General features: G+C 73.4%; 15 protein-coding genes. 3 read left to right on the forward strand and 12 right to left on the reverse strand.

Annotation, left to right across the window (positions count from 1 at the left end; genetic code table 11):
* Positions 1 to 44: 44 nt before the first annotated feature.
* The 6 genes from ilvN to AC3ANM_RS06075 all read right to left on the reverse strand — a co-directional run bounded on the left by ilvN (position 45) and on the right by AC3ANM_RS06075 (position 7,729).
* A complete protein-coding gene (gene ilvN, locus AC3ANM_RS06050; RefSeq protein ID WP_488287241.1) occupies positions 45 to 557 on the reverse strand; it encodes an acetolactate synthase small subunit in 513 nt (170 codons plus the stop codon).
* Positions 554 to 2,401 (reverse strand): acetolactate synthase large subunit, encoded by a 1,848-nt coding sequence (locus AC3ANM_RS06055; protein WP_488287242.1) that lies wholly within the window; start codon positions 2,399 to 2,401, stop codon positions 554 to 556. Before AC3ANM_RS06055 ends, ilvN begins: the two co-directional genes overlap by 4 nt.
* 277 nt (positions 2,402 to 2,678) lie before the next feature.
* Positions 2,679 to 4,397: a dihydroxy-acid dehydratase gene (gene ilvD, locus AC3ANM_RS06060; protein WP_488287243.1), complete on the reverse strand. Its 1,719-nt coding sequence runs from the start codon at positions 4,395 to 4,397 to the stop codon at positions 2,679 to 2,681.
* A gap of 86 nt (positions 4,398 to 4,483) precedes the next feature.
* A complete protein-coding gene (locus AC3ANM_RS06065; protein WP_488287244.1) occupies positions 4,484 to 5,005 on the reverse strand; it encodes a SixA phosphatase family protein in 522 nt (173 codons plus the stop codon).
* Positions 5,006 to 5,045: 40 nt separating this feature from the next.
* The gene (locus AC3ANM_RS06070) at positions 5,046 to 7,109 is read right to left on the reverse strand and encodes a YhgE/Pip family protein (protein WP_488287245.1); all 2,064 of its coding nucleotides are present in this window, start codon (positions 7,107 to 7,109) and stop codon (positions 5,046 to 5,048) included.
* Complete coding sequence (locus tag AC3ANM_RS06075; RefSeq protein ID WP_488287246.1) at positions 7,106 to 7,729, reverse strand: P-loop NTPase family protein; 624 nt, start codon at positions 7,727 to 7,729, stop codon at positions 7,106 to 7,108. The genes AC3ANM_RS06070 and AC3ANM_RS06075 overlap by 4 nt, the downstream gene beginning before the upstream one ends.
* Positions 7,730 to 7,789: 60 nt before the next feature.
* Between AC3ANM_RS06075 and AC3ANM_RS06080 the strand changes: the two genes are divergently transcribed.
* On the forward strand, positions 7,790 to 8,467 hold the full coding sequence (locus AC3ANM_RS06080; protein WP_488287247.1) for a TetR/AcrR family transcriptional regulator: 678 nt from the start codon (positions 7,790 to 7,792) through the stop codon (positions 8,465 to 8,467).
* A gap of 101 nt (positions 8,468 to 8,568) precedes the next feature.
* Positions 8,569 to 9,231, forward strand: coding sequence for a dienelactone hydrolase family protein (locus AC3ANM_RS06085; RefSeq protein WP_488287248.1), 663 nt, complete (start codon positions 8,569 to 8,571; stop codon positions 9,229 to 9,231).
* A gap of 33 nt (positions 9,232 to 9,264) precedes the next feature.
* Here the strand turns inward: AC3ANM_RS06085 and AC3ANM_RS06090 are convergent, their stop codons facing one another.
* From AC3ANM_RS06090 to AC3ANM_RS06105, 4 genes are read right to left on the reverse strand one after another with little or no spacing between them, the layout of a single operon-like run.
* Complete coding sequence (locus AC3ANM_RS06090) at positions 9,265 to 9,555, reverse strand: ubiquitin-like small modifier protein 1 (protein WP_488287249.1); 291 nt, start codon at positions 9,553 to 9,555, stop codon at positions 9,265 to 9,267.
* Positions 9,552 to 10,634, reverse strand: a complete 1,083-nt coding sequence (locus AC3ANM_RS06095; protein WP_488287250.1) for a WD40/YVTN/BNR-like repeat-containing protein — start codon at positions 10,632 to 10,634, stop codon at positions 9,552 to 9,554. The genes AC3ANM_RS06090 and AC3ANM_RS06095 overlap by 4 nt, the downstream gene beginning before the upstream one ends.
* A 41-nt stretch (positions 10,635 to 10,675) precedes the next feature.
* Positions 10,676 to 11,602, reverse strand: a complete 927-nt coding sequence (locus AC3ANM_RS06100) for a 2-hydroxyacid dehydrogenase (RefSeq protein ID WP_488287251.1) — start codon at positions 11,600 to 11,602, stop codon at positions 10,676 to 10,678.
* Between the two features lie 10 nt (positions 11,603 to 11,612).
* Positions 11,613 to 11,789 (reverse strand): hypothetical protein, encoded by a 177-nt coding sequence (locus AC3ANM_RS06105; RefSeq protein WP_488287252.1) that lies wholly within the window; start codon positions 11,787 to 11,789, stop codon positions 11,613 to 11,615.
* A gap of 150 nt (positions 11,790 to 11,939) precedes the next feature.
* Between AC3ANM_RS06105 and AC3ANM_RS06110 the strand changes: the two genes are divergently transcribed.
* Positions 11,940 to 13,109 carry a PQQ-dependent sugar dehydrogenase gene (locus AC3ANM_RS06110; RefSeq protein WP_488287253.1) on the forward strand — a complete coding sequence of 390 codons (1,170 nt, stop codon included), beginning with the start codon at positions 11,940 to 11,942 and terminating at the stop codon, positions 13,107 to 13,109.
* A 28-nt stretch (positions 13,110 to 13,137) separates the two neighbouring features.
* On the opposite strand, the gene AC3ANM_RS06115 is transcribed toward AC3ANM_RS06110, so the two are convergent.
* On the reverse strand, positions 13,138 to 13,656 hold the full coding sequence (locus AC3ANM_RS06115) for a DinB family protein (protein ID WP_488287254.1): 519 nt from the start codon (positions 13,654 to 13,656) through the stop codon (positions 13,138 to 13,140).
* A 50-nt stretch (positions 13,657 to 13,706) separates the two neighbouring features.
* Positions 13,707 to 14,258, reverse strand: coding sequence for a GNAT family N-acetyltransferase (locus tag AC3ANM_RS06120; RefSeq protein ID WP_488287255.1), 552 nt, complete (start codon positions 14,256 to 14,258; stop codon positions 13,707 to 13,709).
* Positions 14,259 to 14,474 lie beyond the last annotated feature (216 nt).

Here is a 14,474-nt window from a genome sequence, read left to right on the forward strand (position 1 = left end):
CAACCTGCGTGGGTCAGGTGGTGCGGGTATGCCGTGCGGTCGCCTCAGGCGGACCGCAGGGCACGGTCGGTGATGGAGCGCGGCCCGCGGCCGATGGCGACCATGCCGGACTGCACGAGCTCCTTGATGCCGAACGGCTCCAGGACGCGCAGCAGCGCCTCGAGCTTGTCGCTGTTGCCGGTGGCCTCGATGGTCACGGCATCGGGGGCCACGTCGACGACCTTGGCGCGGAACAGCTGCGCGGTCTCGAGGACGTGGGAGCGGCTGCCGAGATCCGCCTTGACCTTGACCAGCAGGATCTCGCGCTGCACCGCGGCGGCCCGGTCGAGCTCGACGACCTTGAGCACCTCGATGAGCTTGTTCAGCTGCTTGGTCACCTGCTCCAGCGGCAGCTCCTCGACGTCGACCACGACGGTCATCCGGGAGATCTCCGGGTGCTCGGTCGGGCCCACCGCGAGGGAGTCGATGTTGAAGCCGCGCCGGGAGAACAGGCCGGCGATGCGTGCGAGCACGCCGGGCTTGTTCTCCACCAGCACCGACAGGGTGTGCTTGCTCATTCCTCACGCTCCCAAACAGGTGTCATGCCACGCGCGGTCTGGATCTTGTCGTTGCTCACGCCGGCCGGGACCATCGGCCACACCATCGCGTCACGGTGGACCACGAAGTCCACGACCACCGGCACGTCGTTGATCTCCATCGCCTTGGCGATCGTCGCGTCGACCTGGTCGGGGGTCTCGCAGCGCAGCCCGACGCAGCCGTAGGCGTCGGCGAGCTTGACGAAGTCGGGGACCCGGCGGTTGACGCTCGTGTGCAGGTCGGTGTTGGAGTAGCGCTCGTTGTAGAACAGCGTCTGCCACTGCCGGACCATGCCCAGGCTGGAGTTGTTGATCACCGCGACCTTGATCGGGATGTTGTTGATGACGCAGGTGGCCAGCTCCTGGTTGGTCATCTGGAAGCAGCCGTCGCCGTCGATGGCCCAGACGGTGCGGTCGGGCTGGCCGACCTTGGCGCCCATGGCCGCCGGCACCGCGAAGCCCATGGTCCCGAGGCCGCCGGAGTTGATCCAGCTGTTGGGGCGTTCGTAGCCGATGAACTGGGCTGCCCACATCTGGTGCTGGCCCACACCGGCGACGAACACCGACTCCGGGCCGCTGATCGCCCCGAGCCGCTCGATGACGTGCTGCGGGGCGACGGAGTCGCCCTCGGGCGCGGTGTAGCCGAGCGGGTAGGTCTGCTTCCACTCCTGCACCTGGGCGTGCCAGGCCTCGTAGTCCCCACGATGGCCCGCCTCGGCGTCGGCGCGGATCGCGGCGAGCAGGTCGTGGATGACGTCCTTGCAGTCCCCGACGATCGGCACGTCGGCGACCCGGTTCTTGGAGATCTCGGCCGGGTCGATGTCGGCGTGGATCACCTTGGCGTGCGGGGCGAACGTCGACAGCTGCCCGGTCACCCGGTCGTCGAAGCGGGCGCCCAGCGTGATCAGCAGGTCGGCCTTCTGCAGGCCGGTGACGGCCGCGACCGTGCCGTGCATGCCCGGCATACCGAGGTTGAGCGGGTGGCGGTCGGGCACGGTGCCGCGTGCCATCAGCGTGGTGACCACGGGGATCTGGGTGAGCTCGACCAGCTCGCGCAGCGCGTCGCTGGCCCCGGAGCGGATCACCCCGCCGCCGACGTAGAGGACCGGCCGGCGGGACTCGGCGATGAGCCGGGCCGCCTCGCGGATCTGCTTGTTGTGCGGGCGGGCAACGGGCCGGTAGCCGGGCAGGTCGATCTTCGGCGGCCAGTCGAAGGTGGTCTGTGCCTGGAGCGCGTCCTTGCTGATGTCGACGAGGACGGGGCCGGGCCGGCCGGTCGAGGCGATGTGGAACGCCTCGGCGATCGCCCGCGGGATCTGCGCCGGGTCGGTGACCAGGTAGTTGTGCTTGGTGATCGGCATCGTGATGCCGCGGATGTCGGCCTCCTGGAAGGCATCCGTGCCGATGGCGGCAGAGGAGACCTGGCCGGTGATCGCGACCATCGGGACCGAGTCCATGTAGGCGTCGGCGATCGGGGTCACCAGGTTGGTGGCGCCCGGGCCGCTGGTCGCCATGCACACGCCGACCCGGCCGGTGGCCGAGGCGTAGCCCTCGGCGGCGTGGCCGGCGCCCTGCTCGTGGCGCACGAGGATGTGGCGCACCTTGGTGGAGTCCAGCAGGGGGTCGTAGGCCGGCAGGATGGCCCCGCCCGGGATGCCGAAGACCGTGTCGACGCCGACCGACTCCAGCGACCGGACCAGGCTCTGCGCGCCGGTGACGGAGGCCCCGCCACGGGGGCGGGCCGTCGCCGCGAGGTCGGCCGGCGAGGGGGCGTGGGAGTCCGGGGAACCCGACCCGGGGGGCGTTCCGTCCGTCACTGTCGTCACCGCTTTCACGTCCTGTCTGGTGCACCCGCGGGTGCGTCGTGGTGCTGCCCTGGTCCTGCTCTGCCGACAAAAAAGCCCCTCGGTCCGGTGTCGGACATGAGGGGCAGCGCGCTGACCGGGGACTTCAGTCGGCGCGCTTGGGGAGTACGAGGATTCGGGCCACGGCCCAACATTGCGCCCCGCCCCGAAGGGGTGTCAATCGGCCCCTCCTTTCGTCCCACGATGTGGGATGGGCGTCCGCTTCGTGGACGGACGCCCATCCCGACACCCCCGGAGGTCAGTCGCAGACCGCGCCGCGGGACGCGCTCTGGACCAGCTTGCGGTACTTCGCGAGCACGCCCCTGGGGTACTTGCTCGCCGGCGGCTCGAAGCCCTCGGCCCGCTGCGCGAGCTCCTCCTCGGAGACGTCCAGGTCGAGGGTGCCGGCGGCGACGTCGAGGCGGATCCGGTCCCCGTCGCGGATGAACGCGATCGGCCCGGCGTCGACCGCCTCGGGCGCCACGTGGCCGACGCACAGGCCGGTCGTCCCGCCGGAGAAGCGCCCGTCGGTCAGCAGCAGGACGTCCTTGCCCAGCCCGGCACCCTTGATCGCCCCGGTGACGGCGAGCATCTCGCGCATCCCCGGCCCGCCCTTGGGCCCCTCGTAGCGGATGACGACGACGTCCCCGGCAGCCAGCTTGCCGGCCTCGACCGCGTCCATCGCGGCCCGCTCGCCGTCGAAGACCCGCGCGGTCCCCTCGAAGACCGTCTCGTCGAAGCCCGCGGTCTTGACCACGGCACCCTCGGGAGCCAGCGACCCCTTGAGGATGGTCAGGCCGCCGGTGGCGTGGATCGGCGAGCCGACGGCGCGCAGCACGTGCCCGTCCGGGTCCGGCGGGCGGATGTCGGCGAGGTTCTCGGCGACGGTGCGGCCGGTGACGGTGAGGCAGTCCCCGTGCAGCAGGCCGGCGTCGAGCAGGGCCCGCATCACCACCGGCACTCCGCCGACCCGGTCGATGTCGGTCATGACGAACTGCCCGAACGGCTTGACGTCGGCCAGGTGCGGGACCTTCGCGCCGATCCGCTGGAAGTCCTCGATGCTCAGCTCGACGTCGGCCTCGTGGGCGATCGCGAGCAGGTGCAGGACGGCATTGGTCGAGCCGCCGAAGGCCATCACCACGGCGATGGCGTTCTCGAACGCCTCCTTGGTCATGATCTGGCGCGCGGTGATCCCGCGACGCAGCAGCTCCACGACCGCCTCGCCCGAGCGCCGGGCGAAGCCGTCCCGGCGGCGGTCCGTGGCCGGCGGGGCCGCGCTGCCGGGCAGGCTCATGCCGATCGCCTCGGCCACACTGGCCATGGTGTTGGCGGTGTACATCCCGCCGCAGGCGCCCTCACCGGGGCAGATCGCCCGCTCGATGGCGTCGACGTCCTCGCGGCTCATCCGGCCCGCGGCGCAGGCGCCCACCGCCTCGAACGCGTCGATGATCGTGACCGTCCTCTCCGACCCGTCGCTGAGCTTGGCGATCCCCGGGAGGATCGACCCGGCATACAGGAAGACGCTGGCCAGGTCGAGGCGCGCGGCGGCCATGAGCATGCCCGGCAGCGACTTGTCGCAGCCGGCGAGCAGCACGCTGCCGTCGAGGCGCTCGGCCTGCATGACCGTCTCGACCGAGTCGGCGATGATCTCGCGGCTGACGAGGGAGAAGTGCATGCCCTCGTGGCCCATCGAGATGCCGTCGCTGACGCTGATCGTGCCGAACTCCAGCGGGTAGCCGCCGCCGGCGTGCACGCCGTCCTTGACCGCCTTGGCCAGCCGGTCCAGCGACAGGTTGCAGGGGGTGATCTCGTTCCACGAGCTGGCGACGCCGATCTGGGGCTTGGCGAAGTCCTCGTCCCCCATGCCGACCGCTCGCAGCATGCCGCGGGCAGCGGCCCGCTCGAGACCGTCGGTGACGTCGCGGCTGCGGGGCTTGATGTCGGGCGTGCCGGAAGCGGGCGTCGGGGTCTGCGTCATGACCGGATCATAGGACGCGGCGTCCGAGGACTGGGACGGCCGTCTCGATGAGCGGTCCAGACATGGTCCGGAGGTCGCCGGGGGGCTCAGCCGCGCGGGACGAGCACGTCCTCCAGCACGGCGTCCTCCGGGCCGAGCTCGGCCCAGCTGCCCGTGTAGGACAGCACCGCGATCCCGGACGTGGGCAGACCGTCATCCAGGCGCGCCCACGCGCGGTCCGAGCCGCCGCCGCTCACCGCGAGGTCGCCCGCCAGGGCCGGTATGCCGGGTGCGTGCCCCACGAGCACGACCACCGTCGCGGTCTCGGGCACCTCCCGCACGACCTCGAGCAGCTCCTCCGGGCTGGCGTCGTAGACCCGGCGGTCGAACCACACGTCGTCGGCCTCGGCGCCGGCCTCGGCCGCGGTCTCCCACGTCTGCCGGGTGCGGGCCGACGTCGAGCAGACGACGAGGTCGACGGCGAAGTCCTGGTCGGCGAGCCACTGCCCCACCGCCTCGGCGTCGCGGCGGCCGCGCGCGGACAGCTCGCGCTCGATGTCAGGCACTCCCCCGCCGTGTTCGGCCTTGGCGTGGCGCAGCAGGATCAGGGTGCGTTCTGCGACGGTCACGGCACGAGCATCCCGAAGCGGACGGCGACACGCCAGTGGTTCAGAGCACGAGCTCGGGCTTGACCCGCGAGGGCGTCCACATGCGGGCACCGCGGGCGGTGACGCTGGAGACCGCGAGCCCCAGGACGAGGTAGGCCGCCAGCACCGCGACGTCCTTGCCCACGGAGGTGAGCGAACCGCCATACATCAGGTGGCGGATGCCGTCGACGGCGTAGCTCATGGGCAGCACGTGGTGCAGCGCGTGCAGGGGCAGCGGCAACGTCTGCCACGGGAACGTGCCGCCGGCGCTGACCAGCTGCAGGACCAGCAGCACCAGGCCGAGGAACTTGCCGGCGGAGCCGAAGCGCGCCGCGAGCGCGTGCAGGATCGCGATGAACGTGGCGGAGGTGAACAGCACGAACCCGACCACGCCGAGCGGGTGGGCCGCGTGCAGGTCGATGCCGAGGAAGACCACGCTCAGGACCACGGCCACCTGGGCGACGCCGAGCAGCGCGGGCGTCAGCCAGCCGCCGAGGGCGACGCGCCAGGCCGGCTGCCCGGCGACGAGGGCGCGGGGCGAGAGCGGCCGGACGAGGAGGAAGAGCACGTAGGCCCCGATCCACAGCGCGAGGCAGAGGAAGAAGGGCGCCAGGCCGGCTCCGTAGCTGCCGGCGCTCGCCTGGCTGCTGTGCCGCACGGCGACCGGGTCACCGATCGTCTGGGCGACCGCCTTGCGGTTCGCGGCGCTGGGGTCGGGGATGGAGCGCAGCCCCTGGGCCAGGCCGTCGTGCAGCTTCGTCGCGCCGGCGTCGAGGCGGCCGAGGCCGTCGTGCAGCGAGGCGGCCCCCGAGTGCAGCTGCTCGGCCCCGGACAGGGCCTTGCGCTGGCCGGCCTGCAGCTGGTGGCCGCCGGTGGACAGCTGGTCCATCCCGGTGGCCAGGGCGGCGGCGCCGGTGTGCGTGCGGGCCGCGCCGGTCGAGGCCCGGTGGATGCCGTCGTGCAGCGGGCCGGCCGCGTCGGCGAGGCGGCGCGCGCCGGCGGCCACCTGGTTGGACCCGTCGGACAGCGCCGTCATCTGGCCGCTGACCTGCTGCACCCGGCCGTTGGCCGTGGTGACAGGGCCGGACAGCTGGCGTGTGGCGGCCAGCACCCGGTCGACCTGCGCCGGGGTCAGGCCCTGGGCCCGCAGCACCGCGGCGAGGCTGCCGTCTGTCGCGGTGACGGCGTCGGCCAGGCGCTGGGAGCTGGCGGCGACCTCGCGGGCACCGGCGGCCATCTGCGCGTTGCCGTCGGCGACCCGTTGCGCCCCGTCCGCGAGAGCGCGGGTCTGCGCGGGCATCGAGGCGGTCTGCTGGTCCATCGTCGCCAACCCGGCGGCCAGGCGTGCCGTGCCGTCGCTGAGGTCGTGGGCGCCGCCGTCGGCGCGGTCGATCCCTGCCGCGAGCCGGTCGGTGCCGCGGACGAGGTCGCGCTCGCCGTCGACCAGCTGCCCGGCGCCGTCGGCCAGGCGCGCGGAGCCGGCCTCGGCCCGGGCGGCACCGTCGCTCAGGTCGCCCGCGCCGGCGACCGCCTGGGCGACCTTGCCGTGGATCGTCGAGAAGCCCAGCAGCAGCTGGTTGGCCGCGGTCGAGCTCACGTCTTCGGCGACCGCCTTGGTCACCTGCGCCACGACGTTGTTGGCGATCGTGTGGGCGAGGTAGTTGTTGGCGTCGTTGGTCGCGATCTCCAGCTGCGCCTGGCGCGGGTGGAACTCGGCACTGGAGGCCAGCGCCGCGGAGAAGTCGCGCGGCACGATGAGCGCGAAGTCGTAGCGGTCGTCGGCCACCCCCCGCACCGCCTCGGCCCGGCTGACCTGGTGCCAGTCGAAGCTGCGGGAGGCCACGAGGTCGTGCCCGACCCGCGGGCCGGCGTCGAGGCGCTCGCCGTTGGCCAGCGTGGTGCCGGCGTCCTCCACGACGACGGCGGCCGGGACCCGGCTCAGCCCGCCGTAGGGGTCCTTGTTGGCGTAGAGGTACAGCCCGGCGTAGATCGTCGGGACGAGCACCAGCGAGGCGAGCGCGACGCGGGGCAGCCGACCCGAGGTCAGCCGGCGCAGCTCGGTGAGGGCGAGGCGCAGGGCGGTCATGACAGGGCTCCTCCGAGCTGATGACGGATCGGGTGACGCAGCAGCCGGGCCGAGTCGTGGGTGCACTGGACGACGACGGCGAGGCCCCTGGCAGCGAGGCCCTCGGCCACCGACCACCAGTCGAACGGGTCGCCGCCGAAGCGGTCCGGGTTGGCCAGCACCACCACCTCGACCCCCTCGCGCCGGGAAGCCAGGTCGGCGAGCCAGGCGGTGCGCACACCGGTGGGCACGTGCTCGAACCGCTCGGACCACAGCGCGGCGGCGTCGCGCTCGGCCAGGAAGGCCCGCACGTCGCGGCGCCGCGCCCGGCGCCCGGCCAGGGCCAGCTGCTCCCCCAGCACGGCATGGACCGGCACGCTGGCCTCCGGCTCGCTGACGCCGGCGAGGTCCACGAGGGCGACGGCACGGCGCCGGCGCTCGAGGCCCGCGTCGCCGTCCACGGTGACGCTGCCGCCCGTCAGGGGAAGGTGGCCCGCCACGGCCAGGGCGAGGGCCACGTGCCCGTATCCCGGGTCGCCGGCCACCAGCGTGACCTCACCACTGCGTGCCTCCAGTGAGGTCGGGAGCAGCAGCGGGGCGTGGCTCCCGGCGACGTGGACGTCCTCGACGACGAGGTGCACCGTCAGCCTCCTTGGTTCGATACACATCTGTATTCAATACGCAAGTGTATTCTCGCTCCCATGGTGCGATCGACCGGGAGGGACGTGACCTCCCCCACCGCTGAGGACCCGACACCGGCGCCTCGCTCGGCCCGACGCGAGGCGACGCGCACCCGGCTGCTGGGCGCCGCCACCGAGGTCTTCGCCGACCGCGGCTTCCACGGCGCGAGCGTGGAGGACATCTGCGAGCGCGCCGGCTTCACCCGCGGCGCCTTCTACTCCAACTTCTCCTCCAAGGACGACCTGGTCCTGGCGCTCTACGAGCGGCACGTCCAGCGCCTGACCGAGCGGGTGGAGTCGCTGGCGGCCCGTGCGTCGGCCGACCCCGAGGCGATCCTCGAGGGCGTGTTCGACGTGTGGGCCGAGCGCCCGCAGGCGCAGGAGCAGTGGTTCCTCCTGCAGACCGAGTTCACCCTCCACGCGATCCGGGACAAGGAGGCCGGTCGGGCCTGGGCGCGCCAGCAGGCCCAGGTGCGCAGCCAGCTCGCCCGGCTGGTCCGGCGCATCGCCGACGAGCACGGGCTCGAGCTGTCGGTGACCCCGGAGGAGTTCGTCCGCCTGGCACTGGCGGTCTACCAGGGTGGCCTGGCCCAGCACCTGCTGGAGCCGCGCAGGGTCCCCCGCGGCAGCCTGGAGCGCCGGTTCCTCCCGCTGGTCCTGGCCGCCGTCTCCGAGCCCCCGCCCGCCGCCACCCCCTGAGCCCACCTCTCGCCCGCACGCCGAGCTTCGTGCTGCCGGTCCCAGGTGCACCCGGGCCATCGGTCCCGGGGTGCGGCGGCCGGCCGCCGAATACTGGGGTGGTGACTCACCGCGTCACGACCAGGCCTGTCTCGGTGGGGGACCACATCACCCTCGAGGCGGACATCGCCCTGCCGGACCGGGCCCACGGGGTCGTCATGTTCGCCCACGGCAGCGGGAGCAGCCGCCACAGCCCGCGGAACCGTCAGGTGGCCCGCGCCCTGCAGGACCGCCGGCTCGCCACGGTGCTGCTGGACCTGCTGACCGTCGCGGAGGAGCGCCTCGACGCCATCGACGGCAGCTTCCGCTTCGACATCCCGCTGCTGGCCCGCCGCCTGGCCGGTGCCGGCCGGTGGGTGGCGCGCCAGCCGGTGCTCGAGGCCCTGCCGCTGGGCTACTTCGGCGCCAGCACGGGCGCCGCGGCGGCCCTCATCGCGGCGGCGGGGTCCCCCACCCACGTGCGCGCCGTGGTCTCCCGGGGCGGCCGGGTCGACCTCGCCGGCGAGGCCCTCGGCCAGGTGCAGTGCCCGGTGCTCATGATCGTCGGGGCCCGGGACCGCATCGTGCTCGACCTCAACCGCGCCGCCCTCGAGCGCCTCCCCCGGGCGGAGCTCGCCGTGGTGCCCGGCGCCACGCACCTGTTCGAGGAGCCCGGCGCGCTCGAGGAGGTCGCCGACCTCGCCGCGTCCTGGCTCGCCTCCCACCTGGTGGTGCCCGCCGCCTGACCCCACCGCGGCCTGGCGACACCCCGGCCGGGCTCAGCCCCCGGAGACCGACGGCAGGATGTGGATGACGTCGCCGGCGTGGACCGGCGTGTCCTGACCGGCGTCGAAGCGCACGTCACGGCCGCCGAGGAAGACGTTGACGTGGCGGCGGACCGCCCCCGTCTCGTCGCGGACGCGTGTGCCGAGCAGCGGGCGGTCCGCCAGGGCTCGGTCGAGCACGTCACGGACGACGGCTCCGTCGTCGCACGGCACGTCGAGCTCGGCCTGCCCGCCGGCCAGCTCGCGCAGCACGCCCGGCAGGACCACCCGCACGTCGGGGCTCACGGCAGGTCCACCGCCCGCACGCAGAGGACGTCCGGCAGCTGCTCGGCGATCCGGGTGAACGCGGTCCCGCCGTCGGTCGAGGCGTAGACGTCGCCGTTGCGGGTGCCGAAGTAGAAGCCGGTGTCCTCGCGGGAGTCCACGCCGGACGCGTCGCGCAGGACACAGGTCCACGACGGCTGCGGCAGGCCGGAGTCGTGGACCTGCCACGTGCGACCGGCGTCGGTGGTGTGCTGCACCTGCAGCTCGCCGTGCGGGGGCACGTGCTCACGGTCGGAGGTGATCGGCACGACCCACACGCTGTCGCCACGGTGCGGATGGGCCTGCATCACGAAGCCGAAATCGGTGGGCAGGCCCTCGGCGATGGAGTCCCACGAGGCGCCGTCGTCGTCGGAGCGGTAGACCCCGTGGTGGTTCTGCGCGTAGAGGCGCGAGGGGTTGACGGCGTCGCGGGCCACCTTGTGGACGCACTGGCCGAACTCGGGGAACGGGTCGGGGTAGAACGAGGCGCGGATGCCCCGGTTGCTGGCCTCCCAGGAGCGCCCGGCGTCGGCCGTCCGGTACACGCCGCCGGTGCTCATGGCCACGAGCATCGCGTCGGCGGAGCGCGGGTCGGGCAGGATCGTGTGGATCGCACCCCCGCCGGCGCCCTCACCCCACTCCGGACGGTGCGGGTGGTCCCACAGCCCGCGCACGAGCTCGAAGGTGCGGCCGCCGTCGGCGCTGCGCCACAGGCCGTGCGGCTCGGTGCCGGCCCAGACGACGTCGTCGTCGTGCGGGTCGGGCACGATCTGCCAGACCCGCGCCAGCGCGGCCCCGGTGTCCTCGGGGAAGCGGATCGCCCCCTCGGGCGTCTCCTCCCAGGCACCGCCGAGGTCCTCGCTGCGCATGACGGTCGGCCCCCAGTGCTCCGAGCGCACCCCGACCAGCACCCGGTGCCGTCCCGCGCGGGTGTCGAAGGCGATGCTCGGGACCTCGCGCATCATGAAGTGCGGTCCGTCCAGCGTCCACGTCCGACGGTCCTCGCTGCGGGCCACCCAGAGCCCCTTGCGCGTGCCGATCCCCACCACGGTCTGCGTCATGTCTCGCAGTCTGGACCTATGGTCCGACAGCGGCAACGGGTTCAGCCGGAGTGGACCAGGTTCAGCAGCGGCCGCCCTCCGACGAAGGCCGAGAGCTGCTCGCGCAGCAGCCGCGCGGCCCGGGGGGCAAAGGCCTCGGTGGCACCACCGACGTGCGGGGTGATGATCGTCCCGGGCGCCTGCCACAGCGGGTGGTCGGCCGGCAGCGGCTCGGGGTCGGTGACGTCGAGCGCGGCACGCACGCGGCCGGCATACAGGGCCTCGACCAGCGCGTCGGTGTCCACGACCTTGCCGCGGGCCACGTTGACCAGCAGCGCACCGGGCTTCATCGCACCCAGGAAGTCGCGATCGACCAGACCGGCCGTGTCGGGGGTCAGCGGCACGATGACGACCACGACGTCCTGCTGCGGGAGGAGCTCGGGCAGCTCGGCGACGCCGTGCACGGACGGCACGAGCTCGTCCCCGGCGCGGGCCGTGGAGGCCACCGCGGTCAGCGCGACCTCGAAGGGCGCCAGCCGCCGGGCGATCGCGTGCCCGATCGAGCCGTAGCCCAGGACCAGCACCTTCTTGTCCGCCAGCGACCCGCGGATGGTCGTCGGCAGCCACTCCGCGCGCGACTGAGCGGCCACCAGCTCGGGCAGGCCGCGCTGGGCGGCGAGCACCAGCGCCACCGCCAGCTCCGCGGTCGAGGCGTCGTGAACCCCGGCGGCGTTGGCGAGCTGGACCCCCGGCGCGACGTGCGGCAGCACGTCCTCGTAGCCGGCGGTCAGCAGCTGGACGAGCCGCAGCCGGGGCAGGTCCCGCACGTCACGCAGGCGCGGGCGCGGCCCCAGGTAGGGCGGCACGACGACCTCGAGCTCGTCAGCCCGCGGTGGCGGACAGGTCATGTCCCAGTGGACGACCTCGACCCCGGGAAGCGGACCGACGAGCCCCGACCACGAGGGGTCGGGCAACGAGATGACGGGCATGCAGGGGACGTTACCGACCCTGCTGCGCCGTCCCGAACTGCTCCAGGTGGCGTCGCGCGGCGCGCTCGGACAGCGCGAAGCGGACCCGCGGCTGGCGCGGGAGGCGCAGTGCCGAGGTGCAGGTGGTCGTGGTCGAGTCGGCGAGGCGGGCGTCAAGGGTGGGAGTCGGGGTCTGGGTCACGGTCACGCTGGCCTCCAGGGTCGTCAGATCGCGGGAGCCGACAGGTCGGTCCCGGATGTGGAAGGGCTTGGACGGCAACGCAACTGAAGGCGCGCCCTCCGGGTGGTACAAGTCATCGGAGGGCCCAGGTATTCCCGCGGCGCGACAATGGGTGGCATGAGGACGGGCGCGACGGCCCTGGTCGCCGCGGTGATGGCGCTGGTCGGGTGCACCTCGGGCTCCCCGGCCGGTCCGGTCGTGTCCTCACCCGCAGGGTCGGGGTCGGACACGACGACAACGACGACCCTGGCGTCGCCCACGTCCGGTTCCCCGGGCCCTGCGACGGCGACGCCGTCCCCGGTGAGCACCACGACGGTCGTGGCCACCGGCCTGTCCGTCCCGTGGGGACTCGCCCTCTTCGGTGACGGCAGCGCCCTGGTGACCGAGCGCGATACGGCCCGGGTGCTGCTGGTGCGACCGGGTGCGCCGCCACGCACCTTGGGGCGGGTCCCCGGGGTCGTGCCGGGTGGGGAGGGTGGCCTGCTCGGTATCGCGCTGTCGCCCCACTTCGCCTCGGACCACCAGGTCTTCGTCTACCTCACCGCCGCCGGGGACAACCGGGTCATGCGGATGTCCTTGCAGGACAACGTTCTTCGCCCGGGACCGGTGATCATCTCGGGCATCTCCAAGGCCGGCAACCACAACGGTGGGCGCCTGGCGTTCGGCCCGGACGGCTACCTCTACGTCACGACGGGCGACGCCGGGATCCGGCCGAACGCCCAGGACAAGGGCTCGCTGGGCGGCAAGATCCTGCGCGTGACGGCCGACGGGCAGCCGGCACCGGGCAACCCGTTCCCGGGCTCGCGGGTCTGGTCGCTCGGGCACCGCAACGTGCAGGGCATCGCGTGGGACCCGCACGGCCTGATGTACGCCAGCGAGTTCGGCCAGGACACGTGGGACGAGCTCAACCTGATCCGCCCCGGCGCCAACTACGGCTGGCCGGAGGTGGAGGGCATCGGGCACCGCGCCGGGTTCGTCGACCCGCTGGTGGAGTGGCCGACCGACGACGCCTCGCCGAGCGGGCTGGCGATCGGGGCCGACGGGGCGGCCTACCTCGCGGCCCTGCGCGGGGAGTGCCTGTGGCGGGTGCCGCTGGACGGGGGCACGTCCGTCGGTCAGCCGCGACGGCTGCTCTACCGCACCTACGGCCGGCTGCGCACCGTGGTGTCCGCGCCGGACGGGCGGCTGTGGCTGGTCACGAGCAACACCTTCCGCGGCAGCCCCCGTCCCGGCGACGACAGGATCGTCATCCTGCCCACCGACTGGTACCGCCAGGCCCTCCGGTAGGGGCGGTGCGCTGCCTTGTGCACTCCGGCTAGCGGGGACCGCGCCCGGTGACGCCGTCGAGGAGCTCACGAGCCGCGTCCAGGTGCCCGGCGTGGCGCGCGGTCTCCTCGACCAGGTGCAGGGCCACCCAGCGCAGGTCGGTGATGGGCTCGCCGGGCCAGTACAGCCCCGGGTCGCCGGGCAGTGGCGCGTCGAGGTCGCGGGAGTGCAGGACCTCGTTGGAGATGCGGCACTGCCGCCGGTAGTGCTCGATCACCGCAGCGCTGGCGTGGCCGGTCGTGAGCGGGCCCTCGGGGTCATAGGGCGGGTCGTCGATGCCGTCGTCCCACGTGACCTGGGGCGACGTCCCGAGGGCGACTCGCTGGAACCACAAGGACTCGGCACCCGCCAGGTGCAGGACCAGCCCGATCGGCGTCCAGCCCGACGGCAGCACCGGCGTGTGCAGCTGGGTCTCGTCCAGGCCCTCGATGATCGCCAGCACGGCGCCGCGCTGCTGGTCGAGGAAGTACTGCAGACGGTCGCGCTCGCTGATGCCCGGTTCCCCCATGGTCGGACTCTAGGTGGCCCGGCCGTTGCCCGCCCACCGGACGCGGGACCTCACCCGGTCGCCGTGACCGGGGACCACCTGCCGAACCACTGCTCGGCACCCCACGCCTCGAACCGCGACACCTCGGTGAACCCCAGCTTCGCGGCGAGGCGCATCGAGCGGTCGTTGGCGGTCTGGGTGGCGAGCACCACCGACTCACCGGGCCGCGCGTCGGCGAACCAGTCGAGAGCCGCGGCGCACCCCTCGGCGGCGTAGCCGTGCCCCCACGCCTCCGGCAGGAACAGGTAGCCGAGCTCGGCGGTCTCCCCCACGTCCGGACGGGCCGGGCTGCGCTGCTCCGCGTCACGCTGGTTGAGCTCGATGGTGCCGATCATCGCCCCGTCGAGCTCGACCACGAAGAGGCCTGGGCGCCGTCCGGGCACCTCGGGCACCGCCCGCTCGAGCTCGTCATGCGGTCGGGCGCCACCGACGTAGGCACCCACCTCCGGTGAGGCGAACAGCTCGATGGTCGCCGCACGGTCCCGGGCCTCGGACTCGCGCAGCACGAGCCGCTCCGTCCGGATCGGGGAAGGCGGCCACGAGACGTCCCCCAGGTCAGCCATGGCCCGACCCTACCGACGGGAGGAGGGGCGGCCGATCGAGGAGCGCGCGGGCAAGGAAACGTCAAGGCAGGTCGTCCGCTGGGTCGTCGCGGGACCCTGCGAGCAAGGCCTGAGGAGGCTGGGACAGTGGCTCGCCGGGCCATCAAGGGAGCCTGCGATTCAAGGCCTGAGGAGGCTGGGACAGTGGCTCGCCGGGCCATCAAGGGAGCCTGCGAT

The sequence above is a fragment of the Oryzihumus sp. JJN4-3R genome, from assembly GCF_057747915.1.

Coding starts and splice junctions, on each gene's coding strand:
- ilvN (WP_488287241.1), bottom strand. CDS start 557: ATGAGCAAGCACACCCTGTCGGTGCTGGTGGAGAACAAGCCCGGCGTG.
- ilvD (WP_488287243.1), bottom strand. CDS start 4,397: ATGACGCAGACCCCGACGCCCGCTTCCGGCACGCCCGACATCAAGCCC.
- AC3ANM_RS06070 (WP_488287245.1), bottom strand. CDS start 7,109: ATGACCGCCCTGCGCCTCGCCCTCACCGAGCTGCGCCGGCTGACCTCG.
- AC3ANM_RS06080 (WP_488287247.1), top strand. CDS start 7,790: ATGGTGCGATCGACCGGGAGGGACGTGACCTCCCCCACCGCTGAGGAC.
- AC3ANM_RS06095 (WP_488287250.1), bottom strand. CDS start 10,634: ATGACGCAGACCGTGGTGGGGATCGGCACGCGCAAGGGGCTCTGGGTG.
- AC3ANM_RS06100 (WP_488287251.1), bottom strand. CDS start 11,602: ATGCCCGTCATCTCGTTGCCCGACCCCTCGTGGTCGGGGCTCGTCGGT.
- AC3ANM_RS06110 (WP_488287253.1), top strand. CDS start 11,940: ATGAGGACGGGCGCGACGGCCCTGGTCGCCGCGGTGATGGCGCTGGTC.
- AC3ANM_RS06115 (WP_488287254.1), bottom strand. CDS start 13,656: ATGGGGGAACCGGGCATCAGCGAGCGCGACCGTCTGCAGTACTTCCTC.
- AC3ANM_RS06120 (WP_488287255.1), bottom strand. CDS start 14,258: ATGGCTGACCTGGGGGACGTCTCGTGGCCGCCTTCCCCGATCCGGACG.